This window comes from Streptomyces sp. NPDC053560, from assembly GCF_044544605.1.
Classification (GTDB): Bacteria; Actinomycetota; Actinomycetes; order Streptomycetales; family Streptomycetaceae; genus Streptomyces.
Genome location: NZ_JBITXI010000005.1, coordinates 322,392 through 347,634, shown reverse-complemented (window position 1 = coordinate 347,634; position 25,243 = coordinate 322,392). Strand labels below are relative to the sequence as shown.

24 protein-coding genes are annotated in these 25,243 nt (G+C 74.1%); 15 read left to right on the top strand and 9 right to left on the bottom strand.

Annotation, left to right across the window (positions count from 1 at the left end; all coding sequences use genetic code 11):
- The first annotated feature begins 284 nt into the window (after nt 1-284).
- Nucleotides 285-767: an ATP-binding protein gene (locus ACIGQF_RS14175; protein WP_399709595.1), complete on the top strand. Its 483-nt coding sequence runs from the start codon at nt 285-287 to the stop codon at nt 765-767.
- A 227-nt stretch (nt 768-994) separates the two neighbouring features.
- Here the strand turns inward: ACIGQF_RS14175 and ACIGQF_RS14170 are convergent, their stop codons facing one another.
- Entirely contained in the window at nt 995-1,930 is a 936-nt protein-coding gene (locus ACIGQF_RS14170) for a cyclase family protein (protein ID WP_399709593.1), read from the bottom strand.
- 97 nt (nt 1,931-2,027) lie between these two features.
- On the opposite strand from ACIGQF_RS14170, the gene ACIGQF_RS14165 reads away from it, so the two are divergent.
- From ACIGQF_RS14165 to ACIGQF_RS14155, 3 genes are all read left to right on the top strand, one after another.
- Nucleotides 2,028-2,939 (top strand): SDR family NAD(P)-dependent oxidoreductase, encoded by a 912-nt coding sequence (locus ACIGQF_RS14165; protein WP_399709589.1) that lies wholly within the window; start codon nt 2,028-2,030, stop codon nt 2,937-2,939.
- A gap of 39 nt (nt 2,940-2,978) precedes the next feature.
- A complete protein-coding gene (locus tag ACIGQF_RS14160) occupies nt 2,979-4,046 on the top strand; it encodes a Zn-dependent alcohol dehydrogenase (protein ID WP_399709585.1) in 1,068 nt (355 codons plus the stop codon).
- A gap of 79 nt (nt 4,047-4,125) precedes the next feature.
- On the top strand, nt 4,126-5,427 hold the full coding sequence (locus ACIGQF_RS14155; protein WP_399709582.1) for an MFS transporter: 1,302 nt from the start codon (nt 4,126-4,128) through the stop codon (nt 5,425-5,427).
- Here the strand turns inward: ACIGQF_RS14155 and ACIGQF_RS14150 are convergent.
- On the bottom strand, nt 5,408-6,085 hold the full coding sequence (locus ACIGQF_RS14150) for a flavin reductase family protein (protein ID WP_399709579.1): 678 nt from the start codon (nt 6,083-6,085) through the stop codon (nt 5,408-5,410). The two genes, ACIGQF_RS14155 and ACIGQF_RS14150, sit on opposite strands and share 20 nt — an antisense overlap.
- A gap of 213 nt (nt 6,086-6,298) precedes the next feature.
- Between ACIGQF_RS14150 and ACIGQF_RS14145 the strand changes: the two genes are divergently transcribed.
- Nucleotides 6,299-6,868, top strand: coding sequence for an RNA polymerase sigma factor (locus tag ACIGQF_RS14145; RefSeq protein ID WP_399709575.1), 570 nt, complete (start codon nt 6,299-6,301; stop codon nt 6,866-6,868).
- Nucleotides 6,869-6,874: 6 nt separating this feature from the next.
- Nucleotides 6,875-7,633 (top strand): hypothetical protein, encoded by a 759-nt coding sequence (locus tag ACIGQF_RS14140; RefSeq protein ID WP_399709572.1) that lies wholly within the window; start codon nt 6,875-6,877, stop codon nt 7,631-7,633.
- A 67-nt stretch (nt 7,634-7,700) separates the two neighbouring features.
- Here the strand turns inward: ACIGQF_RS14140 and ACIGQF_RS14135 are convergent, their stop codons facing one another.
- Together ACIGQF_RS14135 and ACIGQF_RS14130 are read right to left on the bottom strand one after the other, a co-directional pair.
- A complete protein-coding gene (locus ACIGQF_RS14135) occupies nt 7,701-8,552 on the bottom strand; it encodes an enoyl-CoA hydratase/isomerase family protein (protein WP_399709569.1) in 852 nt (283 codons plus the stop codon).
- Between the two features lie 76 nt (nt 8,553-8,628).
- A complete protein-coding gene (locus tag ACIGQF_RS14130) occupies nt 8,629-10,899 on the bottom strand; it encodes an acetate--CoA ligase family protein (protein WP_399709566.1) in 2,271 nt (756 codons plus the stop codon).
- Nucleotides 10,900-11,149: 250 nt separating this feature from the next.
- Between ACIGQF_RS14130 and ACIGQF_RS14125 the strand changes: the two genes are divergently transcribed.
- The 3 genes from ACIGQF_RS14125 (at nt 11,150) to ACIGQF_RS14115 (ending at nt 12,633) form a co-directional block, all read left to right on the top strand.
- The gene (locus tag ACIGQF_RS14125; RefSeq protein ID WP_399709563.1) at nt 11,150-11,602 is read left to right on the top strand and encodes a DoxX family protein; all 453 of its coding nucleotides are present in this window, start codon (nt 11,150-11,152) and stop codon (nt 11,600-11,602) included.
- Nucleotides 11,599-12,027, top strand: coding sequence for a Zn-ribbon domain-containing OB-fold protein (locus ACIGQF_RS14120; RefSeq protein WP_399709560.1), 429 nt, complete (start codon nt 11,599-11,601; stop codon nt 12,025-12,027). Before ACIGQF_RS14125 ends, ACIGQF_RS14120 begins: the two co-directional genes overlap by 4 nt.
- A gap of 117 nt (nt 12,028-12,144) precedes the next feature.
- Nucleotides 12,145-12,633 carry a GNAT family N-acetyltransferase gene (locus ACIGQF_RS14115; protein WP_399709557.1) on the top strand — a complete coding sequence of 163 codons (489 nt, stop codon included), beginning with the start codon at nt 12,145-12,147 and terminating at the stop codon, nt 12,631-12,633.
- A 76-nt stretch (nt 12,634-12,709) separates the two neighbouring features.
- Here the strand turns inward: ACIGQF_RS14115 and ACIGQF_RS14110 are convergent, their stop codons facing one another.
- A complete protein-coding gene (locus ACIGQF_RS14110; RefSeq protein WP_399709554.1) occupies nt 12,710-13,390 on the bottom strand; it encodes a pyridoxal 5'-phosphate synthase in 681 nt (226 codons plus the stop codon).
- Nucleotides 13,391-13,484: 94 nt separating this feature from the next.
- On the opposite strand from ACIGQF_RS14110, the gene ACIGQF_RS14105 reads away from it, so the two are divergent.
- Nucleotides 13,485-14,375 (top strand): alpha/beta fold hydrolase, encoded by an 891-nt coding sequence (locus ACIGQF_RS14105; protein ID WP_399709551.1) that lies wholly within the window; start codon nt 13,485-13,487, stop codon nt 14,373-14,375.
- A gap of 70 nt (nt 14,376-14,445) precedes the next feature.
- Here ACIGQF_RS14105 and ACIGQF_RS14100 read toward each other — a convergent pair whose 3' ends face one another.
- Nucleotides 14,446-15,504 (bottom strand): aldo/keto reductase, encoded by a 1,059-nt coding sequence (locus ACIGQF_RS14100; protein ID WP_399709548.1) that lies wholly within the window; start codon nt 15,502-15,504, stop codon nt 14,446-14,448.
- 104 nt (nt 15,505-15,608) lie between these two features.
- Nucleotides 15,609-16,799 carry a thiolase C-terminal domain-containing protein gene (locus ACIGQF_RS14095; protein WP_399709545.1) on the bottom strand — a complete coding sequence of 397 codons (1,191 nt, stop codon included), beginning with the start codon at nt 16,797-16,799 and terminating at the stop codon, nt 15,609-15,611.
- Nucleotides 16,800-17,016: 217 nt separating this feature from the next.
- On the opposite strand from ACIGQF_RS14095, the gene ACIGQF_RS14090 reads away from it, so the two are divergent.
- Nucleotides 17,017-18,213 carry an acyl-CoA dehydrogenase family protein gene (locus tag ACIGQF_RS14090; protein ID WP_399709542.1) on the top strand — a complete coding sequence of 399 codons (1,197 nt, stop codon included), beginning with the start codon at nt 17,017-17,019 and terminating at the stop codon, nt 18,211-18,213.
- Nucleotides 18,213-18,485 (top strand): hypothetical protein, encoded by a 273-nt coding sequence (locus tag ACIGQF_RS14085; protein WP_399709540.1) that lies wholly within the window; start codon nt 18,213-18,215, stop codon nt 18,483-18,485. Before ACIGQF_RS14090 ends, ACIGQF_RS14085 begins: the two co-directional genes overlap by 1 nt.
- A 255-nt stretch (nt 18,486-18,740) precedes the next feature.
- On the opposite strand, the gene ACIGQF_RS14080 is transcribed toward ACIGQF_RS14085, so the two are convergent.
- On the bottom strand, nt 18,741-19,388 hold the full coding sequence (locus ACIGQF_RS14080; protein ID WP_399709537.1) for a TetR family transcriptional regulator: 648 nt from the start codon (nt 19,386-19,388) through the stop codon (nt 18,741-18,743).
- Between the two features lie 250 nt (nt 19,389-19,638).
- Here ACIGQF_RS14080 and ACIGQF_RS14075 point away from each other — a divergent pair, with 250 nt between their 5' ends.
- Nucleotides 19,639-20,403, top strand: coding sequence for a VOC family protein (locus tag ACIGQF_RS14075; RefSeq protein ID WP_399709534.1), 765 nt, complete (start codon nt 19,639-19,641; stop codon nt 20,401-20,403).
- 705 nt (nt 20,404-21,108) lie between these two features.
- Nucleotides 21,109-23,706 carry a PQQ-binding-like beta-propeller repeat protein gene (locus ACIGQF_RS14070; protein ID WP_399709531.1) on the top strand — a complete coding sequence of 866 codons (2,598 nt, stop codon included), beginning with the start codon at nt 21,109-21,111 and terminating at the stop codon, nt 23,704-23,706.
- A 33-nt stretch (nt 23,707-23,739) separates the two neighbouring features.
- On the opposite strand, the gene ACIGQF_RS14065 is transcribed toward ACIGQF_RS14070, so the two are convergent.
- Entirely contained in the window at nt 23,740-24,615 is an 876-nt protein-coding gene (locus tag ACIGQF_RS14065) for a hypothetical protein (RefSeq protein ID WP_399709528.1), read from the bottom strand.
- A 126-nt stretch (nt 24,616-24,741) separates the two neighbouring features.
- On the opposite strand from ACIGQF_RS14065, the gene ACIGQF_RS14060 reads away from it, so the two are divergent.
- The gene (locus tag ACIGQF_RS14060; RefSeq protein ID WP_399709525.1) at nt 24,742-25,242 is read left to right on the top strand and encodes a hypothetical protein; all 501 of its coding nucleotides are present in this window, start codon (nt 24,742-24,744) and stop codon (nt 25,240-25,242) included.
- The last annotated feature ends 1 nt before the right edge of the window (nt 25,243 follow it).

Below are 25,243 nucleotides of genomic sequence, written 5' to 3'. Positions count from 1 at the left end.
GAGTGGTTCTGAGGCGCAACCGGCCCGGCGTTGCCTGTGAGGCACCTCCGGGGCGCGGGATGCGTGCCGCTGGCACCGGGCGGGGGCCCGCGAAACCCCCGCGTTCGACTCCCCGCACTGCGCGTCGCACAGTATGCAGCACGCATACTCCCTTCCGCTGGAATATGCCTGAAGCGCTTGTTGGGGTGACTGAACGTCAACCATGCTGTGCTTCGCCGGGGTCACGCACCGTGATCCCGTGGAGGCGCGAGGCGATGTTTCCGCCGGTTCGGATGGTGTGAGCGGTGCAGGTGCTTCAGGTGCAGTTGGAAGTGCGGCCCGACCCCGCTGAGGTGGGTCGGGCCCGCAGGTGGGCCCGGTCGAGGCTGGCCGGGTCCGGCATAGGGGCCGACGAGCCGCTGGCGGAGACGCTGATCCTGCTGGTCTCCGAGCTCGTCACCAACGCCGTGGTGCATGCCGGCTCGCCCGCCGAGCTGCGGCTGCGCTTCTCCGGGACAGGACCCGTCGTCGGAACCGTACGGCTGGAAGTGGTGGACGGCAGCGCCCGCCCGCCGCGGCAGCGCCGCGCGGAGGGCGACGACACCAACGGCCGGGGGCTGGAGCTGGTCGACGGCCTGGCCGACCGCTGGGGATGGCAGCCCGAAGGGGTCGGCAAGCGCATCTGGTGCGAGGTGGACCGCGGCCGCCCGCTGCTGAGAGGGGCCGGCGCGGAGCCTGCCGCGATGGGTGCGTTCGAGCAGCCGTGCGCCGTCACAAACTGGGCGTAACGGAAAAAGTCCAGACCAGGTGTTGACGTGCCGTGGCAGCTTGATCACGCTTGGGGTCAGCGATTCGCCGCGAGGGGACGCCGAGGGTACGGGGGAGACGCCCCCTTGGCGAGTGCGGGTCGCGCCCGGAGCCGGGTGGCGGTCCGCGGTGCCGCGCTCGGGGTGCGCATGGGCGCACCGCCACTTCGGCCGGGCTCCCCGCAGGAAGCCCTGCGATCCGGCGCCCGCTAGAGCACCGCAACGGGTGCGACCGGCGCTCCTGCGCCCCCGGTGAACGGCTCGGCCACCGCCGAGAGCAGGAAGGAGTACCGCCCCTCGGCCGCACAGGCCGCCGACAGCTCCTCCAGGTTCCAGTTCTGGCCCTGCAGCATCCCCATCTCGACCAGGTGCAGCGCGTGCACGGGCATCCACAGATTCTCGATCTCCGGCGGGAAGATCTCGAAGGTCAGGGTGTCCGTGGCGACCGCGGCGGCGTCGCGGGCGTGGAACCACTCCGGGGTGCGGACCGACAGCCCCGGTGAGGGGAACGCGTATCCCTGCTTGTCGCCCGCCAGGTAGCGCCGTATCTGCCCGGTGCGTACGAGCACCACGTCGCCCGCGCGTACGGCCGTGCCGGCCAGCTCCTCCGCCGCCGCCAGGTCCTCCGGGGTGACGGCGTGCGTGCCGTCCAGCGGGCGGTCGCCGCCGCCGTCCCGTACGCGCGCCACGTCCAGCAGCACCCCGCGGGACACGACCGGCGGCGCCTTCTCGATGCCGAGCGCGGTGGCGCCCGCGTGGGCGGTGACGGCGGTGGCCGGGCGGCCGTTGTAGAGCCGCCCCGAGTGCGAGACATGGGTGAGGCCGTCCCAGTGGGTGGCCGCCTGCAGGCCCATGGTCACCACGTCGTCGCTGGTCGCGACCGTATCGGGGCCGAACATCTCGTAGTTGACCGCGACCATCGTGTGCAGCGGGTTGACCCGCCCCGGGATGGCGCCGGTCTGCACACCGTCCTGCTGGAGCGGCAGCGCGAGCGGGATGCGCAGGCCGCTGGCGACGCTCGCGGCGGCGGCGCGCACCACGTCGGCGGTGATCAGGTTCAGGGTGCCCTGCTCGTCGTCCGGGCCCCACCGCCCCCAGTTGTTCACCCGTCCAGCGATGTCGTGGAACTCCTGCGGCAGGGGCATGGGCCCTCCTCGGGGGATTCGGCCGTGGGGCTTGTCTTCGTACCGCGTCTGCTCAAAAATCTAACGGTCCGTCAGAAACTGCGGGAAGGGGCGCGGCATGGGGAACTTCTTGACCGGCAAGGTGGTCGCCGTCACCGGTGCCGGCCGCGGCATCGGGCGGGCGGTGGCCCTGGCGGCCGCCGCCGAGGGCGCCAGGGTGATCGTCAACGACTACGGCGTCTCGATGGACGGCAGCGAACCCGGCAGCGAGGTCGCCGCCGGGGTGGTGAAGGAGATCGAGGCGGCCGGCGGCGAGGCCGTCGCCGTCGCCGACGACGTGGCCACGATGGACGGCGGGCAGCGCATCGTCGACACGGCCCTCGCCCGGTACGGACGCATCGACGGCGTGGTGTGCGTGGCCGGCATCCTGCGCGAGCGGATGCTCTTCAACATGTCCGAGGCGGAGTGGGACCCGGTGCTCGCCACCCATCTCAAGGGGACGTTCACCGTCTTCCGGGCCGCGGCCGCGGTGATGCGCCGCCAGAAGGCCGGCACGCTCATCGGCTTCACCAGCGGGAACCACCAGGGCAGCGTCTCCCAGGCCAACTACTCGGCGGCCAAGGGCGGGATCATCTCCCTTGTGCGCAGCGCGGCGCTGGGCCTGCACAAGTACGGCGTGACCGCGAACGCGGTGGCGCCCGTCGCGCGCACCCGGATGTCCGCCAACGTGCCCATGGAACTCACGGAGATCGGCGAACCCGAGGACGTCGCGGCCCTGGTGGTCTACCTGTTGAGCGACCGCGCCAAGGAGGAGCGGATCACCGGGCAGGTGTACACGGTCGCCGGGCCGAAGATCGCGGTCTGGGCCCAGCCCCGCGAACTGCGCGCCGGGTACGCCGACGGCCCCTGGACCCCGGAGAAGATCGCCGACTTCCTCCCGGGGACGGTCGGGACCGACCCCATGCCGATGCTGGCACGCCTGGAGGAGATGGCGGCGGCGGCGTCGGCCGGGGGCCGGCCCAATGCCTAGCGGGGGCCGGGCGGTCCCGGTGGGGGAGAGGCGGCCCTCGTGCGCGGTGTGATCTTCGACGGGAAGGCGTCGCAGGTCGTCACGGACCTGGAGGTGCGCGATCCGGGCCCGGGTGAGGTGCTGGTCGGCATCCGTGCGGCGGGGCTGTGCCACAGCGACGTGTCGGTGCTCGACGGGACGATCCCCTTCCCTGTGCCGGTCGTGCTGGGCCACGAGGGGGCCGGGGTCGTCGAGGCCGTGGGGGACGGTGTGTCGCACGTGGCGCCGGGCGACCATGTCGCGCTGTCCACGCTCGCCAACTGCGGGACCTGCGCGGAGTGCGACCGCGGCCGGCCGACGATGTGCCGGCAGGCGATCGGCAGGCCCGGCAGGCCGTTCCGCCGCGGGGGCACCCGGCTCTTCCACTTCGCCTCGAACTCCGCCTTCGCCGAACGCACGGTCGTCAGCGCCGTCCAGGCGGTGAAGATCCCCGCTGACCTCCCGATGGCCTCCGCCGCGCTCCTGGGGTGCGGCGTACTGACCGGGGTCGGGGCCGTGCTCAACCGCGCCCGAGTGGGCCACGGTGAGTCCGTGGTGGTTCTCGGGGCGGGCGGCATCGGTCTGAACGTCCTGCAGGGCGCCCGCATCGCGGGCGCGACGACCATCGTCGCGGTCGACGCGAACCCGGCGAAGGAGGCGGCGGCCCGGCAGTTCGGCGCGACGCACTTCGTGGACGCCTCGGCCGAGCCGGACACCGTCGCGGCGGTGCGCGCCGTCCTGCCGACGGGGGCCGACCACACCTTCGAGTGCGTGGGCAGCACAGGGCTGATCCGGCAGGCCGTCGACCTGCTCGACCGGCACGGCCAGGCGGTCCTGCTGGGCGTCCCGCCGGCCGACGCGGAGGCCTCGTTCCTGGTGTCCTCGATGTACCTGGACAAGTCGATCCTGGGCTGCCGGTACGGCTCCTCGCGTCCGCAGCGGGACATCGCGCGCTATGCCGCGCTGTACCGGGCGGGGCGGCTGCTGCTGGACGAGCTGGTGACCCGGACGTACCCCGTGGAGGACTTCGCCGAGGCGGTGGCGGACGCGGAGGCGGGACGGGTGGCACGCGGGGTGCTGCTGTTCTGACCTGGTGATGGCCCGATCCTGATGGGTCGTGGCCATCAGGCCACTCGCAGGGGGCGGGCCGCTGCCGGAAGCTGATCGGGTGGCGCAGACTCCAGAGCTCCGAGAAGTCCCGACGACGGCGGTACCGGCCACCCGGCGGCGCAGGCCGCACCGCGCCTGGTCCGTCGCCGCGGTCACCTTCCTCGCCCTCGTCGGCGCCGCCGGCTTCGCCTCGCTCCCGGGCCTGCTGATCGAGCCGCTGCACGAGGAGTTCCGATGGTCGCGCGGCACCATCGGGTTCGCGGTCTCGGTCAACCTCGCCCTGTACGGGCTCACCGCACCGTTCGCGGCCGCGCTGATGGACCGTTTCGGCATCCGCCGGGTCGTCGCCGCCGCGCTCGTGGTGATCGCGGCCGGCGCCGGGCTCACCGTAGGGATGACCGCCTCCTGGCAACTGATCCTCTACTGGGGCGTCCTGGTCGGCCTGGGCAGCGGCTCCATGGCGCTGGCCTTCGCCGCGACCGTCACCGGCCGCTGGTTCGCCGCGCGGCGCGGCCTGGTCACCGGCATCCTCACCGCCGGGGGCGCCTCCGGGCAGCTCGTCTTCCTGCCGCTGCTGTCCTGGATCGTGGAGAGCCACGGCTGGCGCCCCGCGGCCGTCACGGTCACGCTGACAGCGCTGGCCGTCGTACCGCTGGTCTGGCTGCTGCTCCGCGACCACCCGGCGGACGTGGGCCTGGCGCCGTACGGCGCACGCGAGTTCGTGCCCCGGCCCGAGCCCCGGCGAGGCGCCGCCAGGCGTGCGCTGAAGGCGCTCGCCGACGCCGCGCGCACCGGGCCGTTCTGGCTGCTCGCCGGTACCTTCGCGATCTGCGGCGCCACCACGAACGGCCTGGTCAAGACGCACTTCGTGCCCGCGGCCCACGACCACGGCATGCCGATGACGCTGGCCGCCTCGCTGCTCGCGGTCATCGGGGTCTTCGACATCCTCGGGACGGTCGCCTCCGGCTGGTTCACCGACCGCTTCGACAGCCGCCGGCTCCTCGCCGCCTACTACGGGCTGCGCGGCGTCTCCCTCATGTTCCTGCCGATGCTGCTCTCGGACGCCGTGCACCCGCCGATGCTCTTCTTCATCGTCTTCTACGGGCTGGACTGGGTCGCGACCGTGCCGCCCACGATTGCGCTGTGCCGCGAGCACTACGGGGAGGACGCCGCGATCGTCTTCGGGTGGGTCCTGGCCTCCCATCAAGTGGGCGCGGCGCTCATCGCCTTCGTGGGCGGCCTGGCGCGCGACGCCCTGGGGGCGTACGACCCGGTCTGGTACGCCTCCGGAGCGCTGTGCGCCCTGGCCGTACTGATGGCCCTGGTGATCCGGCGCCGGGTCAGTCCCGCAACGGCCTGAACTCCCCGAATCCGCCCCGGTGGAAGAGCAGCGGCCCCGTGGCGGCCGCGGCGTCGTCCGTGCCGAGCGCGTCCACCCTCCCCACGACGACGAGGTGGTCGCCGCCGGTGTGAACGGCCCGCATCGTGCAGTCGATCCACGCCGGTACGCCCGCCAGCAGCGGCGATCCGCTCACCGGTGCCGGGGTGTGCCGGACCCCGGCGAACTTGTCGGCGCCGCGTACCGCGAAGGCGCGGCACAGCGCACCCTGGTCCGCGCCCAGGATGTTCACGCAGAAGACGCCGGCCCGGGCGATCCGCGGCCAGGTCGTGGACGTGCGCGCCACCATGAAGGCCACCAGCGGTGGATCCAGGGACAGCGAGGCGAACGACTGGCAGGCGAAGCCGGCGGGCGCGGGCGCCGCCGCGTCGCCGGGTGCCGTGACGATCGTGACGCCGCTCGCGAAATGGCCCAGGACGCGCCGGAATTCGGCGCCGTCGACCGGGGCCCGCTCGTCCTCGCGCACGGCCCGCAGAACGGGCCTGGCGGCCGCTCCCGTGCCGCCTGGCGGGGCATCGGGCGGGGCGCCGGGCCCGGGTGTCGCGGGGGCCGAGGTGGCGGCGCCCACCGCACGCAGATAGCGCACCGCCGTGGCCGCCATGCCGGCATGACCCATCATGCTGCGCTCCCTTCCTCCCTCCCATTGAAGCTGACGGTTCGTCAGATAGAAAGTGCCGGGGCGTGCGGGTCTGGGCGGGCTGCGCGGGCGGCGCCCGGTGGCGGATCAGCGGCGAACCGAATGATTGTCGGTATTCGGCCGGTTGGCGGCGGATCATGCCGGGTATCTCCCTCACGGCCGGACCCGTATCGGATTCGGGAGAGTTCCAACCTCATGGCCGATGCGATGCCGTCGTCACCCTTTCCGTCGCCGTCCTTCGACGACGTCTTCAGCGGACTGCTTCCGCGGCTCTACCGGCGCGCTGTGCTGCTGGCCGGGTCCCGGCAGGCGGCGGAGGACATCGTGCACGAGACCTACCTGAAGCTCGCCGCGCGCCCGTACCGCTTCCTGGCGCACCCCGAGCCGTACGCCCGTGCCTTCACCGCCCTGCTGAGCGTGGCCCGGGAGACGCACCGCCGCGAGCGGCGGCAGGCGCTGATCGGTGAGGGCGGACCGGACGACGGGCCCGGAAGCGGCGCGCTCATGCGCGAGCTGCCCGGTGCCGGCTGGGACGGCCGGCGCGAGCGTCGGCAGGCGGAACTGGAGGCGGTACGGCTGCTGAGCCGGCTCACGCACCGCCAGGCCGGCTTGGTCATCCTCGTCGACCTGGACGGCTACACCCTCGGGAAGGCCGCCAGGATCATGAAGGTGCAGCGGTGCACGGCGGTCCGGCACCGAAGGCGCGCCCTGGAGCGGTTACGGGAGTACCTCGCCGCTTCGCCCTACGACCTCGCGGGGAGGTGAGCACACGTGGCGCGGAACGACACGGGCAACACGCACGTGGACCCGGGGAACGGCCCGGTGGACCCGGGGGACGGACCCACGGGGCCGGGCAGCGGCCGGGGCGGTACCGGCGGCGGTTCCGTGGGCGGCCCGCGCGGGCGCTCCGGGGGCGGGCGGCGGAACCACCGGACCGGCTATCGGAACGGCCGGGGGCGGCGCGCTGCTGAAACGATATTGCGCGAGCGTCTGCGCGCCGCCGACGAGGAAATCCAGCCACCTCCCGGGCTGTGGACCCGTATCGCCGAGTCCGCGCCCGCCCCGGGAGCCCCGCGCAACCCCCTGTCGTATCTGCGCAGGCGGCCGCAGTTGATGACCACGCTGTTCGTCGTGGCGGCACTGGCGCTGGCCTTCGGGGTGTGGCGGGTGGTCGGTACGAGTGGCGAGCGCCCCGCGCCGCCGGGGCCCGGCACGGGCCTGGAGGTCACCGTCCACAACAGCGATCCGACGTGCGAGAAGGCCCGTACGGACCGGTGCGCGCTCCGCCTGGCACGGGACCCGCACCAGGCGTACTCGGCGCCCGGCAACGTGGCGGGCCGGGTCTGGAACAAGGACCGGCTGGCCACGGAGTGCGTCATCACCGACGGCCGCCTCGTGCGGGACAGGACCGGCGCGATCGCCAACCGCTGGTACCGGGTGACGTCCGTGGAGGGCGCCGAGGGCTGGCTGCCGGCCGTCCACACCCGCGACGTCCACCAGGTACCGCTCTGCCCCAGCGAGCAGACGTAGCCGCGGCGGCAGCGCGGCACGCCGTCCGCGCGGAGACCGCACGTGGCGGCGCGCTACGAGGACCGGGTCAGCGGCCCCGGTACTCGGGCGGGCGGCGCGCCACGAAGGCCGCCACCCCCTCCTGCGCGTCCGCCGTCGTCATGTTGATCTCCTGAGCGGCGGCCTCGGCGGCGAAGGCCGCGCCGCGGTCGGCCTCCAGCGCCCCGTTGACCAGCTGCTTGGTCAGGGCGAGGGCGCGCGTCGGGCCGGCCGCCAGCCGGTCCGCCCAGGCGCCCGCCGTCTTCGCCAGATCGCCGTCCGGCACGACCCGGTTGACCAGGCCGATCCGCTCCGCCTCGGCGGCCGGCACCGCGTCGCCGAAGAACATCAGCTCCTTGGCCCGCTGCGGTCCGACCAGCCGCGGCAGCAGGTACGCACCTCCGCCGTCCGGCACGAGCCCCCGGCGCGCGAACACCTCGATGAACGCCGCCGATTCGGCCGCGAGCACCAGATCGCAGGCGAACGCCAGGTGCGCGCCGAGGCCGGCGGCGGTGCCGTTCACCGCCGCGACGACCGGCTTCTCGCAGTCCATGACCGCGGCGATCAGGCGCTGGGCGCCCTGCCGGATCAGCCGCGCGACATCGCCCGCGACCCGCTCCGCCGCACCGGAGCCGCCCGGTGCCGTTCCGGCGTCCGGGCCGGGGCCGCGGAGGTCGGCGCCCGCGCAGAACGCCCGGCCGGTGGCGGTGAGCACCACGGCGCGCACGGCCGGGTCGGCGGAGGCGTCCGCGAGTTGCGCGACAAGGCGTTCCCGCTGGTCGGCGGTGAGGGCGTGCAGCGCCTGCGGCCGGTTGAGGGTGATCCACAGCACGCCGTTGTCAGTGGTGCGGAGTATCAAGGAACCGGAGGTCCCGCCGGGACCGTCGGGGGAGGTCGTCATGGTCGGGCAGCTCCAGCTTCGGATGCGGTCGCGAGCGGGTTCACGGTGGCGTTCGGCGGCGGTGGCCGGGCGGCGTTCAGTGGCAGACGGCGAGCGCGTCGAGCGCTACGGCGCCCTGCCCCCTCGGCAACACGACCAGGGGATTGATGTCCAGCTCGGCCAGCCCGTCGGCCAGCTCCAGCGCCATCCGCTGGACCCGCAGCATGACCTCGACCAGCGCGTCGGTGTCGGCCGGCGCCGCCCCCCTGACCCCCTCCAGCAGTGCGCCGCCCCGCAGCCGGCCGAGCGCCGCGCGCGCCTGGTCCTCGCCGAAGGGCGGCACCGCGACCGCCGTGTCCCGCAGGACCTCGACGAGCACCCCGCCCAGCCCGACGGTCACGGTCGGCCCGAAGAGGGGGTCGGGCGTCACGCCGACCACCATCTCCACCCCCGGCTCGACCATCTGGCAGACCAGCACACCGTCCAGCTGAAGGTCGTCGTAGCGCGCGATGTCCGTCAGCTCGCGGTAGGCGTCCCGGACCTGGCTGGCCGAGGTCAGCCCGATCTTCACCAGCCCCAGCTCGCTCTTGTGCGCCAGCCGCGGGCCGGAGGCCTTCATGACGACGGGGTAGCCGATCTGGGCCGCCGCCCGGACCGCCCCCGCCGCGCTGGTCACCAGCTGCTCGCGGGGCACGCGAATGCCGTAGGCGCGCAGCAGCTGCTTCCCGGCGTACTCGCTGAGCTGCTCGCCCGGGCGCAGCAGCGCCTGCGCCTTGCGTGCGGAGGGCGAGGGGGTGCGCGGCGCGTCCTCGAAGGGGGAGCGGTAGGAGGCGGTGAAGCGGTGGTGCTCCAGGTGGGCGCGGACGGCCGTGATGCAGTTCGCGAAGGTGCGGAAGGTGGCCACCCGCGAGGAGCCGAGCAGGGTCTTCCGGTAGGCGTCCTCGGTGCCGACGGGCGAGCCCCAGACCACGCACACCAGCTTGTCCGTCTGCTCCGCCGCGTCCACCAGGTCCTGCGCGAGCTTGTCGCTCATCGGCGGGAAGGGGCCGGTGATCGGGCAGATCAGCACGCCGACGGACGGGTCGGCGAGGATCGCGTCGATGATCTTCCGGCCGCGCCAGTCACCGACCGGGTGGCCGCCGTTGTCGATGGGGTTGGCGACGCCGAGGTAGTCCGGGATCCACTGGTGCAGCTCCCGCTGCTTCTTCTCCCCGAGCGTGGGCAGCCGCAGCCCCGCCGCGGTCGCCAGGTCGGCGAAGTGCGCGCCGGTGCCGCCCGATATCGAATAGACGGCGACGCCCTCGGCCACCGGCGGCCTGGCCCTGGCGAGCAGCGCCGCGGTGTCCTGCAGCTCGTCCAGGCCGTCCACGCGGACCACGCCGAACTGCCGCATCGCCGCGTCCACCACCTCGTCGGCGCCGGTGAGCTTGCCGGTGTGCGAGGCGGCGGTACGGGCGCCGGTCTCGGTGCGGCCGACCTTCACGGCGACGACCGGCACCTTGTTGCGGGCCGCGTGGTCGGCGGCGAGCAGGAAGCTGCGGCCGTCCTTGAGCCCTTCCACGTACGCGGCGATGGCGCCGACCTCGGGACGGGAGGCGAAGTAGGAGAGGAAGTCCGCGGTCTCCAGGTCGGCCTCGTTGCCGGTGGGGGCCCAGTGGGAGAGGCGGATGCCGAGTTCCTGGAGGGCGAAGACGGGGCGGCCCTGGTGTCCCGACTGGGTGATCAGCGCGATCGCCGGCCCGTCCAGGTCCTCGCGGAACGTCTCGAACGCGTTGAGGTTGGTGTTCGGCCCGAGCAGCCGGATCCCCGACCGGGCGACGGCCGCGGCCAGCCGTTCCTGGGCGGCGGCGCCGTCCGCGCCGGTCTCCGCGAAGCCGGAGGCGAAGGCGACCGCGAACTTCACCCCGCTGACCGCCAGTTCCTCGACGACCGGTAGCGGGTCGGCGACCAGCAGGACGGCGAGATCGACCTGTTCTGGCAGGTCGGAGACGGAGGCGTGACAGGGCAGACCGAAGACGGTGGCGCGGCCCGGGTTGACCGGATGGAGCCGGGCGCCGACCCGCTCGGCCCAGTCGACCAGCCGGCGGGTGATGCCGGTGTGGGGCCGCCCCTCGCTGTCCGAGGCGCCGACGACGGCGACGGACTCGGGCCGGAAGAAGCGGTCCAGGTCCGGTACGGCCGCGGCGAGCGGGCGCCCGCTCACGTCCGGGTCGTCGGTGCCGCCCCGGCCGCCGACGCCCGTGCCGGCCCCGGGGCCGGTGCCCGGGCCCGCCGTCCCGTGCACGGCCCGCGGCGTCGTGCCGTCGCAGGCCACGACCCGGGCGGGCCGCGAGTGCGTGGTGAGGGTGCCATGAGTGGATCCCAGCATCGCTTCGCCGCTCCCGTCTGACCGCCGATACGTATCTGACGCTCAGTCAGGTTACATAACTGACGGCCAGTCAGGAATGCCCCGCGCAAGCCGCACTAAAGGGGGGTCGGCTTACACGCCCGAGCGGAGTCGGCTCCCTTGGTGCCCCTCTTGCGCACCTTCCCTCTCTCCGCTGAACTGTCTCCTCCAGAAAGAACTGACGGGCCGTCAGTCTCGGTTCGCCGGTCGGAGTCGACGTGCGGGAGGTGCGATGCAGACGATCTGGCTCGGCGGCCCCGAATGGCTCGCCGTGCTCCGTATCGGCCTGGGCCTGTGGTGGCTGGAGAGCTGGCGCCACAAGGACAAGAAGGCCTGGTTCGAGCGGGGTACGGGCATCGCGTGGGCCGCCGACGTGGCGGCCGAGCACCGCTGGGCCGCCGTGCGCCGCGGCTTCGACGTGGCCGTACGGCCCCGCCCCAAGGTGATGGCACACATCGTCGTCCACGCCGAACTCGCGCTCGGGGCCGGGCTCGTCCTCGGCTTCCTCACCCCGGTCGCGCTGGTCGCCGGGCTGCTGCTCAACCTGCTCTACCTCGTACTGATGATCCACGACTGGGCCGAGCAGGGGCAGAACTCGATGATGGCCCTCATCTCGCTCGTCGCGTTCGGCGCGATGAGCTGGCAGACCTGGTCGCTCGACGCCGCGATGGGACTCTTCCGATGACCGGTACCGCACCCCGGTACGACCTGCCCGAGACCGATGCCTTCACCCGCCCGTACTGGGACGCCGCGGCGGACGGGCGGCTGCTGATCCGGCGCTGCCGGGCCCCCGCCTGCGGCGTGGCGCACCACTACCCCCGGGAGTTCTGTCCGCGCTGCTGGAGCGAGGACGTGGTCTGGGAGGAGGCGAGCGGCCGCGCCACGCTCTACACCTGGTCCGTGGTGCACCGGAACGACCTGCCGCCGTTCGGCGGGCGCGTGCCGTACACGGCCGCCGTCGTGGACCTCGCCGAAGGGCCGCGGATGATGACCGAGGTCGTCGACTGCCCCGAGGCGGAGCTGCGCATCGGGATGGCGCTGCGGGCCGGCTTCCGCAGCGACGGCGATGACGGGCCCGCGGTCGCGGTCTTCCGGCCGGCGGACCGGTAGCCGGTGGCCGGTGGCCGCGGTCCTCGGCCGTCGCCGGGTTGCCGGCCCCGGCCGTTGACCGGTGGCCCCGGCGGTTATTCGGTGGCACCGCGTCGTCGGCGGCGGGACCCTGGGCGGATGCGGATCAGAGAAGCCATCACCGAGGACTGGGACGCCGTCTGGCCGTTCTTCCACGCGATCGTGGCCGCCGGGGAGACGTACACCTACCCGCGCGACCTCGACAAGGAGGCGGGCCGCGCGCTGTGGATGCTCGCCCCGCCGGGCCGCACGGTCGTGGCGGTCGACGAGGACGGCACGGTCCTGGGGTCGGCCAAGATGAACCCCAACCACATGGGCGCGGCCTCCCACATCGCCGGCGCGAGCTTCATGGTCGACCCGGCACACGGCGGCAAGGGCGTCGGCCGGGCCCTGGGCGAGTACGCGCTCCGCTGGGCGCGTGCAGAGGGCTACCGCGCGATGCAGTTCAACGCCGTCGTGGAGAGCAACACGGGTGCCGTGGCGCTGTGGCGGTCACTGGGCTTCGAGATCATGACGACCCTGCCGGAGGGCTTCCTGCACCCGACGAAGGGATACGTCGGGCTGCACATCATGTACCAGCGCTTCTGAGGCCCCGGCTGCCCCGGCGGGACCCGCCGGCCGGCGGCGTCACGGCCGGTCCGGCTCCACCCGGCCGATCAGCGCGTCACGGCCACAGCAGTTCCCGCCGCCACCCGTCGTCCGACCGCCGGTAGCTCAGCCGTACGTGGCGGCGGCGGTCGTCGCCCTGGAAGAACTCCACCTCATCGGGGCGCAGCACGTACGCCGTCCAGCTCGGCACGTCGGCGTCCGGCTCGCGCTGCGCCCGTTCCCAGGACTCCGCCGAGGCCCGCTCCAGCTCCGCGTAGGAGTCCAGGACCTCGCTCTGCCGCCCCACGAGTGCGGCGGCCAGCGCGCCGGGGGAGCGGCGGTGCAGGTCGGCCGCGCTCTCCTCGGGAGTGCCCGCGACGACCTCCCCGGTGACCCGCACCTGGCGCGCGACCAGCGGCCAGTAGAAGCACAGGGCGGCGCGCGGGCGGGCGGCCAGCTCGCGGCCCTTGCGGCTGCCGCGGTGCGAGGCGAAGTGCCAGCCGGCCTCGTCGGCGTCGTGCAGCATCACGATCCGGGCGGACGGGTCGCCCGCCGCGTCCGCGGTGGCCAGCGTCATCGTGTGCGGCTCCGGAACGCCCGCGGCGGCCGCCTCGCCCAGCCACTGCCGGAACAGCGGAAGCGGCGCCGCGGGGGCCGCGTCCGGATCGAACTCCGGCAGCTCGCCGGTCCAGACCCGCAGGCCGCGCAGCAGGTCACGGAAGGCGTGGGCCTCGGGGGTTTCGTCCGTGGTGGTCATGCCGGGCAGCGTACGTCGGGGAGCGCCCGCGCCCCTCGTGGCCCCACCGGCAATTCGGTTGCGGCGGCCCGTCCCGGCGGCCGAGGGTGGTGCCATGACTGTGATCGAGACCGGGGCGGCCGTCGCCGTGCCCGCGCCCGCCCGGCTCGGGGCCGTCCGGCTCGCCGGCGGACGGCGGCTGGCCTGGGCGGAGTGGGGGCCCGAGGACGGTGTGCCGGTGCTGCTGTGCCCCGGCGCCGCCACGTCCCGGCGGCTCGGTTTCGGCGCGGAGGCGGTGGACGGGCTGGGCGTACGGCTGATCTCCGTGGACCGCCCGGGGCTGGGCGCGTCCGACCCGTCGCCCGGGCGCACGCTCACCGGCTGGGCGGAGGACGTACGGGAGTTCGCGACGCTGCGGGGGCTCGTCGGGCTGCGCGGCGTCGGCTTCTCGCAGGGCGCGCCGTTCGCGCTGGCGTGCGCGGCGGCGGGCGTGCTGACCCGGCTCGCGGTGGTCTCCGGTACGGACGAGCTGGCCGCGCCCGCCTTCGACCGGCTGCTGCCGGAGGAGGTGCGGTATCTGATCGACCGGGCCGCGGTGGATCCGGCGGCCGCCGAGCGGTCGTTCGCCGGGTTCGGCAGCCCGGAGACGCTGTACGAGCTGGTCGTGGCGGGCAGCGGGAAGCGGGACCGGGCGCTCCTGGAGCAGCCCGCGTTCGCCGCTGCTTTTCAGGAGGCGATGGCCGAGGGCTTTGCCCAGGGCCCGGCCGGGTACGCCCGGGACACGCTGCTCACCATGAGCCACTGGCCGTTCGACCCGGCGGTGATCCGGGTGCCGGTGGACCTCTGGTACGGCGCGCTGGACGCCGCGCCCACCCACTCGCCGGACCACGGCGCCCGGCTCGCCGGCCGCATACCCGGCGCGCGGCGCCACCCGATCCCGGACGCGGGCGGCATGCTCCTGTGGACGCACGCAGCGCCGGTCCTCAGGACGCTGCTCGACGGGTGACACGGCGGGCTCGACGGGTGCGCCGCGAGGGCGGGTGCCGGCGGGCTCCGTACACCGCGCGCAGCGGGCGCTAGCGGACCTCGTGCGCCGTCCGGCGGTAGGTGGAGCGCCGGTCGTCGATGTCGGCCCAGCGGTCGCCGTACACCGTCTCGGTGATCCCCGGCTCGCGCAGGAACTGGTGCGGGAAGCCGAGGGGCACCGCGCTCACCTCGTCCAGCCGGGCCACCGCGTCGGCGTCCAGCTGCACGTCGGCCGCGCCGAGGTTGTCCCGGAGCTGGCTCTCCTTCGTGGCGCCGACGATCGGGACGATGGTGCCGGGGCGCTGCCGCAGCCAGGCCAGCGCGACCTGCGCGGGGCTCCAGCCGCCCTGCTCGGCGATGTCCAGGACCGCGGAGACGATCGCTTCCTCGTGGTGGTCGCTGCGGTTGTCCCAGTCGTGGGTGTTGAGCCGGCCGGGCTCGCCGCGGCGGTACTTTCCCGTGAGCTTGCCGGCGGCCAGCGGTGCCCAGGCGAGGACGGCCAGGTCGAAGGCGCGGGCCTGCGGGAGCAGTTCGCGCTCCGGCGTGCGCTCCAGCAGGTTGTAGCGCAGCTGCGAACCGGCGAAGGCGGTCCAGCCGCGCAGCTCGGCGAGGGTGTTGGCCTGCGCGATCTCCCAGGCCGGCCAGTCGGACACCCCGACGTACAGCACCTTGCCGGCCCGCACGATGTCGTCCAGCGCCCGCATGACCTCCTCGACGGGCGTGAAGTTGTCGCGCGCGTGCACCCACAGGATGTCCAGGCGGTCGGTCCGCAGCCGCTCCAGGCTCGCCTCGACCGACTGCACGAGGTTCTTGCGGTGGCTGCCGCCCGCGTTCACATCGCCCTTGCGGGTGGCGCAGGTGTACTTGCTCGCCAGCACGAACCGGTCCCGGCGGCCGGCGAGCAGGCCGCCGATGATGCGTTCGGCGCTGCCGTCCGTGTAGTTGTTCGCGGTGTCGAGGAAGTTGCCGCCCGCGTCGGCGTACGTGTCGAGGAGGCGGCGGCTGGTGTCCTCGGTGGCGCCCCAGCCCCACTCCTCGCCGAACGTCATGGTGCCCAGGCTCAGTTCGCTCACCCGGAGACCGGTCCGGCCGAACAGTGTGTAGCGCATCGCTCCCCCTCGGGTCGGGTCGTGGACCGGACGCTACGAGCTGGAGCGCGCTCCAACGCAACCCCGGCCCACGGCCCGGCGGCCCCGGCCCCTCGCACCACCCGTCAGTCGGCCCCGAGCACCACCGTCCCCGAGGAGCAGAACCAGCCGCCGGTGCCCGAGGCGACCGCGAGCCGTGGCGGGCGCCCGTCGGCCCGGCGTACCTGGCGGCCGTCGCCGGCCTCGCCGCGCAGCTGCCGTACGGCTTCCACCAGCAGGAACAGTCCGCGCATCCCGGGGTGGCAGGCGGCCAGCCCGCCGCCGTCGGTGTTCGTCGGCAGCGCGCCGTCCCGGAGCAGTCGCCCCTTCTCCACGAACGCGCCGCCCTCGCCCTTCGGGCAGAAGCCGAGGTCCTCCAGCGTCACCAGCGTCATGTAGGTGAAGGCGTCGTAGAGCTGCGCGACCTCGATCTCCGCCGGGCGGACGCCCGCCCGTTCGAAGGCCAGCCGCCCCGAGACGGCCGCCGGGGAGACGGTGAAGTCGTCCCATTCCGACATCGCGCTGTGCGAGACCGCGGTGCCCGAGCCGAGGATCCATACCGGCGGCCGGGCCAGGTCCGGTGCCCGGTCCTCGGCCACGAGCAGGACCGCGCAGCCGCCGTCGGAGCGGATGCAGCAGTGCAGCTTGGTGAAGGGGTCGGCGATCACCGGGCCGGACAGCACGTCGTCGGTGGTGATCGGGTCCCGGTACATCGCGTCCGGGTTGGCCGCGGCGTTGGCGCGCGCCTGCACGGCGACCTCGGCGAGTTGTTCCAGGGTCGTGCCGTACTGGTGCATGTGCCGGCGCGCGGCCATCGCGTACTTGGCGATCAGGGTGTGACCGTAGGGCGCTTCGAACTGCAGCGGACCGCGTGCCCCGAAGGAGAGGTCGGCGGTGCGGCGCCGCGCCTTGAGGTCGGCGCGGGCGGTCGACCCGTACACCAGCAGTACCGCGTCGGCGTGCCCGGCGGCGATCGCGTCGGCGGCGTGCGCGGCCATGACCTCCCACGTGGCGCCGCCGACGGACGTCGAGTCGACCCACGTGGGGCGGAGGCCGAGGTACTCCGCGACCTCGATGGGGGCGAGCGTGCCGAGCCCGGCCGAGGCGAACCCGTCGACGGCCGAGCGGTCCAGCCCGGAGTCGGCCAGCGCGCGGCGGGCGGCCTGGGCGTGCAGGGCGTAGGGGGTGGCGTCGTCGACCCGGCCGCAGTCGGCCAGCGCCACTCCGGCGACGGCGACCTTGCGGGTACGTGCGGGAGTCCCGGTCCCTGGAGTCATGAATCTGACGGTACATCAGATAATGGCGGCCGGGCAGGGCGCTGTACGGGGCAGGGGCGGCGTACGGGGTCGGGGAGGGCGGTCCACGAGGCGGGCGGGTCGGTGCACGGTGCCGGGTCAGGTGGTGCGCGGGGCTGGGAAAGTGCGCGGCCGCTCCCTACCATGACGGCCCGTCAGGTCTGACGGGTGTCACCGTACGGCCGGGAGGAGCCCGCCGATGGATGCCGCGTTCACCGAGGAGCAGGACGAGGACCGCAGCAGCGCCCTGCGCGCACTGCTGCGGGGCCACCACGGCCCGGACGGACCAGGGGCCGCCGGGGAGGGGCCACGGGACCACGACGAGGAGCTGTGGCGGACCCTCGCCGGGCGGCTCGGGCTGCCGGGCCTCGTGCTGCCGACCGCGTACGGCGGCGCCGGCCGCGGGGTCACCGCACTGGCCCTCGCCTGCGAGGAGGCCGGCCGCGTGCTGCTGCCCTCGCCCCTGCTGCCCACCGCCGCGCTGGCCGCGCCGCTGCTCCTCGCGCTTGGCAGTAAGGCGCAGCGCAGCGAACTGCTGCCCGCCCTCGCGGCCGGTGAGCTGACCGGCACGCTGGCCGTACCGGGCGCACGGCTGGCCACCGCGCTCGCGCTCACCGGGCCCAACACGGGCGACTGGGCGGGCGGCGGCCGCGCCGGCGGCATCCAGGCCCGGGCCGATGGCCGCGGCGGGTGGCGCCTCTATGGGGAGGCCGGTCAGGTGCTCCACGGGTGCGGCGCCGACGTGCTGTTCGTGGCCGCGCGTGCCGGGGCGTACGTACGCGGCCGCACGCTGCTCTTCGTCGTACGTGCCGGCGTACCGGGCCTGCGGCGGACCCGGTCGGCCGCGCTCGACGAGACCCGGCCGCAGGCCCGCCTCGAACTGCGGGACGTGTCCGGCGCGTTGCTGGGCGAGGACGAGGAGGGTGCGGCCGTGCCCGCCGCGCTGGCCGCCGCGGGGGCGACGGCGGCCGCCGCGCTGGCCGCCGAGGCCGTGGGCGCCGCCGACGCCGCGCTGGCCCGCGCCGCCGCGCACCTCCGGCCCGGCACCGGCGACCCCGCGGTGCGGCACCGGCTCGCCGACCTGTACGCCGCGGTGCGGTCCGCGCGCGCAGCGGCGTACAGCGCCGCCTGGGAGGCGGACGCCGGACGTGGCGCTCCCGGCGAGTGCGGCCTCGCCCCGGCGCAGGCGCTGGAGACGCTGCGCGCCGTGGCGGGCGAGGCCGTACAACTGCACGGCGGGGCCGGCTCCCCTGAAGAGCGCGTGGCGCAGCGGTATGCCCGGCGCGCGGCCGGCGACGAGCTGCTGTTCGGCCCGGCGCACCGGTTGCGCGCGCACGCCGCCGACATGTGCGGCCTGTTCGCGGAGCGCCGTACGGGAGCGGCGGTGCCGGCCTGATGGGGGCGACGGGAGAGACGGCGGTGCCGGTGCGTTTCGGGGTGCGCCTGGTGCAGAAGGTGTCGGCGACCCGGGTGTTCGCCAGGGCCGCACCGCACCTCGTGCCGGCCCCGGACCGCGCTGTGCACCGGCCGACCCGGGGAAAGGTGCCGCTCACCGGGCCGGAGCGGGACGCCGCCTGGCGGGCGGTGCTGGCCTTCGGGCCGCCGTACGCCGCTTACCAGTCACGGGTGACGCGTGAGATCCGGCTGTTCCGGCTCGGCCGGCGCTGATTCCGTACGGGCCGCCTACGCACTCCGTACGGCGTACGGACGCGGCCCATCGGCCGGGTACGGGATCGGCTGCGCACTCGGTACCGCGCGCGGATACGCATCGGGCACCGTCCGGCTCTCGGAAGAGTCCGGGCGGTGCCCGATGTGGTGTGCAGATATGGCAGGACGAAGGGCGGACCGGCGAGGACGCGTCGGCAGCATGCCGAGGCTGTCGTCGCCTCGTACCGGGGGCGGCGGTCGCACGCCGCGCCCCGGTTACCTGGCGGGCTTCTTGCCCGTGACGCCGAGGTGGACGAGCAGCGCGAGGTTCGGCTTGAGCTCGGCCTGCTTGACGCCCCAGCTGGTGAAGCCCTTCTGGTGGCCGGCGACCGCGGCGAGCATGGCGACCAGCGAGCCGGCCATCGCCGCCGGGCTGACGTCCTTGTCCACCTTGTTCTTGGCCTGGAGCTCCTTGATGGAGTCCGTAAGGGAGTTGGTGACGGCGTTCAGGATCTTCATGCGGATCTTGTAGAACCGCTTGTCGCCCTCCGCCGCGCCGAGATCGACGACGCGCAGGATGGCGTCGTGCTTGCGCCAGAAGGAGAGGAAGCCGTCGACCAGTTCCTCGGCCGTCTGGCGGCCGGACTTGCCGACCCAGGAGCGCCCGGCGACCAGTTCGGTCAGGTTCGCGCCCTCCTTGGCCATCTCCTCGGCGATCTCGAGGACGGCGCCCTCGACATCGGGGAAGTACTGGTAGAACGTCGCGGGTGACGTGCCCGCCTTGCGTGCGACGTCGATGACCTTGACGTCCCGGTACGGGGACGAACTGAGCATCTCGCTGAGGCAGTCGAGCAGCTTCTGCCGGGTCGCCTGCCCGCGGCGGCCGGCGACTCTGCCGTCGACGGTTCGAACTTGTCCTGTCATGCCGTCAGCTTACCGAGGGGTGATCGGAGCGCGATTTGGCTGCCTGCAAATGGGGATGGGGCGCCACGGGCCCCGAAGAGGCTTCTGCCGCCTGGCTTCGGGGCCGCGAATCCGGTCCGGCCGCTTTGGCCTGAACAAGTGAATCGTCTTATCAACAGCCTGTGGACAATCCCGGTGGACAACCTCCCAGGGGTATTGCCGGAGGCCGCATCCGGGGGCGCACGCGGAGATCCCGGGATAATTTGTCCGTATGACGGCTTTTGTGGATGGCGCGCCCTGTTGGGCGGATGCGATGCTGCCCGACCTGGAAGCGGGCAAGCGCTTCTACGGTGAGCTGTTCGGCTGGTCCTTCGTGGGCAGCGATCCCGCCTTCGGGAGTTACGCCACCGCGCTGCTCGACGGGCGGAAGGCCGCGGGTCTGATGCCCAAGAGGGACGGCCGGATGCCCACCGTGTGGGGCGTCTACTTCGCGTCCTCCGACCTGGCCGCCACCGTGGCCGGGGTCCGGGAGGCGGGCGGCCAGGTGATCACGGGTGTCACTCCGGTCGGCGACCTGGGCGCGATGATGCTGGGCGTCGACCCCGGGGGAGCGGTCTTCGGTGCCTGGCAGGCCGGCCGGCACGAGGGCTTCGAGGTGCAGGCCGAGCCCGGCTCCTACGTATGGATGGGCCTCAGTACGCGGGCCCCCGAGGCGGTGGACGTCTTCTACGGGGAGGTCTTCGGCTTCGAGGGCGTGACCGACGGCCAGGGGGCCACCGCGACGTTCCTGCCGTGGCGGGTCGCGGGCGTAGAGCGCGAGATCGGCTGCCGGATCGTGCTGGACGCGCGGGCGCCGGCCGAGCTGCCCGCGCACTTCACCGTCTTCTTCCTGGCGGAGGAGATGGAGGCGGCCGTGCGGACGGTGGTCCGGCAGGGCGGCAAGGTCCTCAGTGAGCCCCAGGGGACGCCCAGCGGTCCCCTCGCCCTGGTGGTCGACAATCAGGGCGCGGCCTTCGGGCTGATGGCCCCGAAGTAGCCGACGGTCCCGCAGGGGGCGCGGCCGTCGGGGGCGCTCTTGCGTCCCGCCTCAGCCGCCACACCTGCCTCTCTCGCCTCAGAAGTATGAACGTTTGCTTGACGAGTCATGGCGCATAACCCGCCAAGACGGTGCAAAGAGTCACTCCTCTTGCCAAGTAGGCGTGCCCGTCCGGCAATTAGTTCGTGGTCATGGCCCCCGAACGGCTTTCGGCACAGCAGAATTGGGGTCAGAGGCAGCTCCCGTTGCCGGGCCGCGGGCGGCGCGGTCCGGCAACGGGTCCGCAGGCTCCGCGGAAACCGTTGAGCGAGCGGGACGGACAGTACGTACGGGGAAGTGAATGGCGACGACGGACGGCACACCGGTGCACGGACCGGAGCCCGGGGACATCAGGCCGGGGTGTACGGCCGTGACCTCGGCCACCCGGTGGTCACCGGACATATGTGCGGCCGGCGTGTGAACCGGACCCGTCGGGCTCCCGCACGTGGGGTGTAACGGCAGGTAACGACCCCTGCGCGTACCGCTCGGCGGGACACGGGACACGGCGGGAAGCCCCCGGGTTCGCAACCGTCGGCTTCGCCAGGAAGAATCAGCATGCGTACGGCCGAATCGGCCAGGCGGTGAGACGCTGCTCGGGGCAGTGGCTCTCGGCGGCTCTTGGCTTTTGAGAGTCTCTTTGACGCCCCACGGGGAGGTGGCAGGCAAGTGGTGGAGCAGCTGACGCAGCACGATCCCCGGCGGATCGGCCCGTTCGAGGTGCTCGGCCGTCTCGGTGCCGGCGGTATGGGGCTGGTGTATCTCGCGCGCTCGGCGTCCGGCCGGCGGGTGGCGATCAAGACAGTCCGTACCGAGCTCGCCGAGGACCAGCTGTTCCGGGTCCGCTTCACGCGTGAGGTCGAGGCGGCGCGGGCGGTCAGCGGCTTCTACACCGCGGCGGTGGTCGACGCCGATCCGCGTGCGGCGGTGCCCTGGCTGGCGACCGCGTACGTCCCTGCCCCGTCGCTGGAAGAAATAGTCAATGAGTGCGGGCCGCTGCCGGCCCAGGCGGTGCGCTGGCTGGCGGCCGGCGTCGCCGAGGCCCTGCAGTCCATTCATGGCGCGGGGCTGGTCCACCGCGACCTGAAGCCGTCGAACGTGCTGGTCGTGGAGGACGGCCCCCGAGTGATCGACTTCGGTATCGCCAGCGGGGTGTCGAACACCCGCCTGACGATGACGAACGTCGCCGTCGGCACGCCTGCGTACATGTCACCCGAACAGGCGCGCGACTCGCGCAGCGTCACGGGTGCCAGCGACATCTTCTCGCTCGGCTCCACCCTGGTCTTCGCCGCCACCGGGCACGCGCCCTTCCACGGCGCCAACCCGGTCGAGACGGTCTTCATGCTGCTGCGCGAGGGTCCGGACCTCGAAGGGCTGCCCGACGAGCTGCGGCCGCTGATCGAGTCCACCATGCAGATGGCCGCCGAGCACCGCCCGAGCCCCGCCGACCTGCAGTCCCAGCTGGCGCCGCATCTGTTCGGTTCCGGTACCGACGACAGCGGTACGGCCTCGGCCTGGCTCCCCGGGAACGCCGTGGGCCTGATCGAGAGCAGGCGCGGTGGCCGGGTCGCTGCCGCGCGGCAGGCCGCCCAGCGGGCCGCCGCCTCCTCGGGGCGCGGCGCCCGTGGCGCGTACTCCGAGCCGGAGCGGCCGCCTGCCGCCCCGCCCGCGCAGCCGTCGGCGCCGCCCGCCTCCCGGCCGGCCCCGCAGCGCCAGGAGAGCGCGCCGATGCCCGCGGCCGCGGGCGACCCCGGCTGGGCCGCTTCCGCGGCGGTAGGGCCGGGCGCACGCCGGATCGGCGACCCGCGCAGCAGCGCGCCGCTCGCACAGGCGGCGCCCACCGGCCCGGTCGCGCCCGCCGCGCCGCTGCCCCCGGAGGCCGAGGGCCCGGACGGCTCCCTGCGGCTCGGCGGCTCCGTCGCCCCGATAGGGCCCGGCCCCCGGGCGGACGGACCGGCCCCGCAGGCGCAGCCCGGAGGGGCGACCAACTGGGTGCGGCCGCCGGCCGGCGTGCAGGCCCCGGCCGGGCCCGCCGGACCGCCGCCCGCCGTGCCTCCGCAGACACCGGGCCCGCAGGCCGGTCACGGCGCGCCCGCGCCCGGCCGGCCGGGCGACCCCGCGGCGCAGGGCGGCCCCGGCCGCTGGCGCCCCTGGCGGTTCCGTATGTCGAACGACGTGTGGGGCACCCCGGTCGTCTCCGGCGACCTGCTGTACGTCACGTCCTTCGAGGTGCACGCGCTGGACGTGGCCAGCGGGCGGCGTCAGTTCAAGACCCGCGAGGTCGCCTGGGCGATGGCCGTCTCGGACGGCCGGATCCACGCCTCGGACGGCCCGAGCCTGTACGCGCTGGACGCCACCGACGGCTCCGAGCTGTGGCGGCTGAACACCGAGGGCTGGGTCTACAGCCTGGGCGTGGACCGCGGTACGGTCGTCACCGGCACCCGTGGCGGCGGCGTGCAGGCCTGGGAGGCGGCCAACGGCGAGCTGCTGTGGGAGATCGGCGGCGCGCAGACCGACTTCGAGACCGCCGAGTCCGGCCCGGTCGTGCACGAGGGCACGGTCTACGTGTGGGCGGACGCGCGGCTGAAGGCGCTGGAGGCCCGTACGGGTGCCGAACGCTGGTCGTACCCCGTGGGGGACGCGGCGTCCTGCGGTGGGGTGCCGGTGCGCCTCCTGACCGCTCCGGACGGGGTGGCCTACGTCGTGGCCGGCACCCGCGTGCTGGCCATCGACATCAACCGCGGCGACGTCCGCTGGCACTTCGAGGCGCCGGCGGTCTTCCTGTCGCCGCCCGCCTACGCCCCCGGGCCCGCCGTCACCGGTGGCGGCATCTACCTCGCCGACTACCTCGGCACGGTCTACGCGCTGGACGCCAGCGACGGCCGGGACCGCTGGCGGATCGCCACCGAGGCGCGCCAGTCGACCGAGCCGGTACTGGTCGCCGACGGCGCGGTGCACCTGGGCAGCGGCAACGCGCTGTACACGCTGGACGCGGTGACGGGCACGCCCCGCTGGCGTTTCCAGGCGGGCGGCGAGGTCATCGGCACCCCGGTGGCCGCGGACGGCCGGGTGCACTTCGGGTCCGCCGACTCCTGCCTGTACACGCTGGACGCGATGGGCGGACAGCTGCGCTGGAAGCTGGCGACGGGCGGCGAGATCACCGGTACCCCGGTGGCCGCGGCGGGCGTCGTCTACGCCTGCAGCAAGGACCGCTGCGTGTACGCGCTGGACGCGGCCAAGGGGACCGGACAGGCGCGGCGCTCCTAAGGAGCGCCGCGGCGCTTCTCGGGGCCTCGGGTCTCAGCGCTCCTCGGGCGGGCGGTCGCGGCCCTGCTGCCGCTCGTCGCCCGGAATGCGCGGCAGCCGCTGCGTGGGCGCGGCGGGCTCGTCCCGGTAGGGGCCGTCCGGCGGTGGCCCGTCGGGGCGGGGCTCCTGCGGCACGGCCCGCGGCGTACCGGCCGGCGGCGTCGTGCCGTCGTGCGTCGGCGGCCACGGCTCCTGGTGGGCGCCGCCGAGCGGTCCCGGCCCTCCGTAGGGCACGTCCGGGTGTCCCGTGTGCGGGCCCGGGCCCGGCGGCTCCCCGTAGGGCGGCTCCCCGTAGGCGTAGGGGCCGCCTCGCGGCCCGCCCTCGTAGGGAGGGGGAGCGCCGCCCTCGTACGGAGCGGGGGCGCCGCCCTCGAAGGCGTACCGGCCCTCGGGCTCTCCGTAGGGCGCCGGTTCGTAGTCCCGCTCGTCCCTCGTGCGGCGTCTGCGGGCGCGTACGCCGCGGCGGCCGCTCATCATGACGGCGCCCAGCAACAGCAGGATGCCGCCGCCCGCGGCCGCGGCCACGCCGACGCCCAGCCCCCTGCCCCCGCTCCCGGCGGTGAGGCTGCCGGCGGCCTGGCCCTGCCGCACCATCCACAGGACGGTGAAGCCCAGGACGACCAGGCCGGCGAGGGTGACGAGCAGACGCGACCTCAGCAGGACGCCGAGCAGCGTGAGCACGGCCCCGGCCAGCATCGGCAGCAGGAGCGAGCGCATGACGTCCGCGCCGGTGCCGGTGATGCCGTTGAAGAGGTCGGCGACGCGGAAGTCCTCGCCGTGACGGCCGTCGTACCAAGGACGGAAGGGGCTCCATACGGCGGCCGCCGCTCCGATGAGGGCGATCAGGGAGCCGATGACGTTGCGAATCACCAGCATCGCCTCGTTTCGCTTCGCTGATGTCCTCCACCGCCGACGCTACGCCGTGCCGCCGGGCCCCGCCACGGCAATGCGGTGGTTGTATCGTGACGTGCGCTCGTCAAGCACTCGGGGGATTTCATGGCACGCCGTCATCTGCGGCTCACGGCCGTCGTGGCCGTCGTTCTCGTCACGCTCACCGGCTTCCGGCCGCACGGTCATGGCAGCAGCGGTGGCGGCGGAGGCTGCAGTGCGCACTCCAGCAGCAGCGGTTCCCACGGCAGCAGCCACCACTACGACGATGACGATGACGACTCCTCGGGCAGCGACGACTCGACGTACGACCCGTATGCCGAGCGGCGCGGCAAGATCGTCGGCTGCGTCGGCGACGACCCGGACGCGGCGGAGCCCGGGGCCGAGGTGGCACTGACGGTGGAGGACCCGAACGAGGACGTGACGGTCACGGTCGAGTTCCGCGGCGCCGGCCGCACGACGGTGGACACCGCGCGCGTCACCGTCAATCCCTCTATGGACGCCGTCTACGGGTACGACTCGTCGGAGGACACCGTGGTCGCCGTTCCGATGGCTCACCCCGCCCGCGCCGCCAAGGTCACCGACTGCGTCCTCACCGACCTGCACTGAG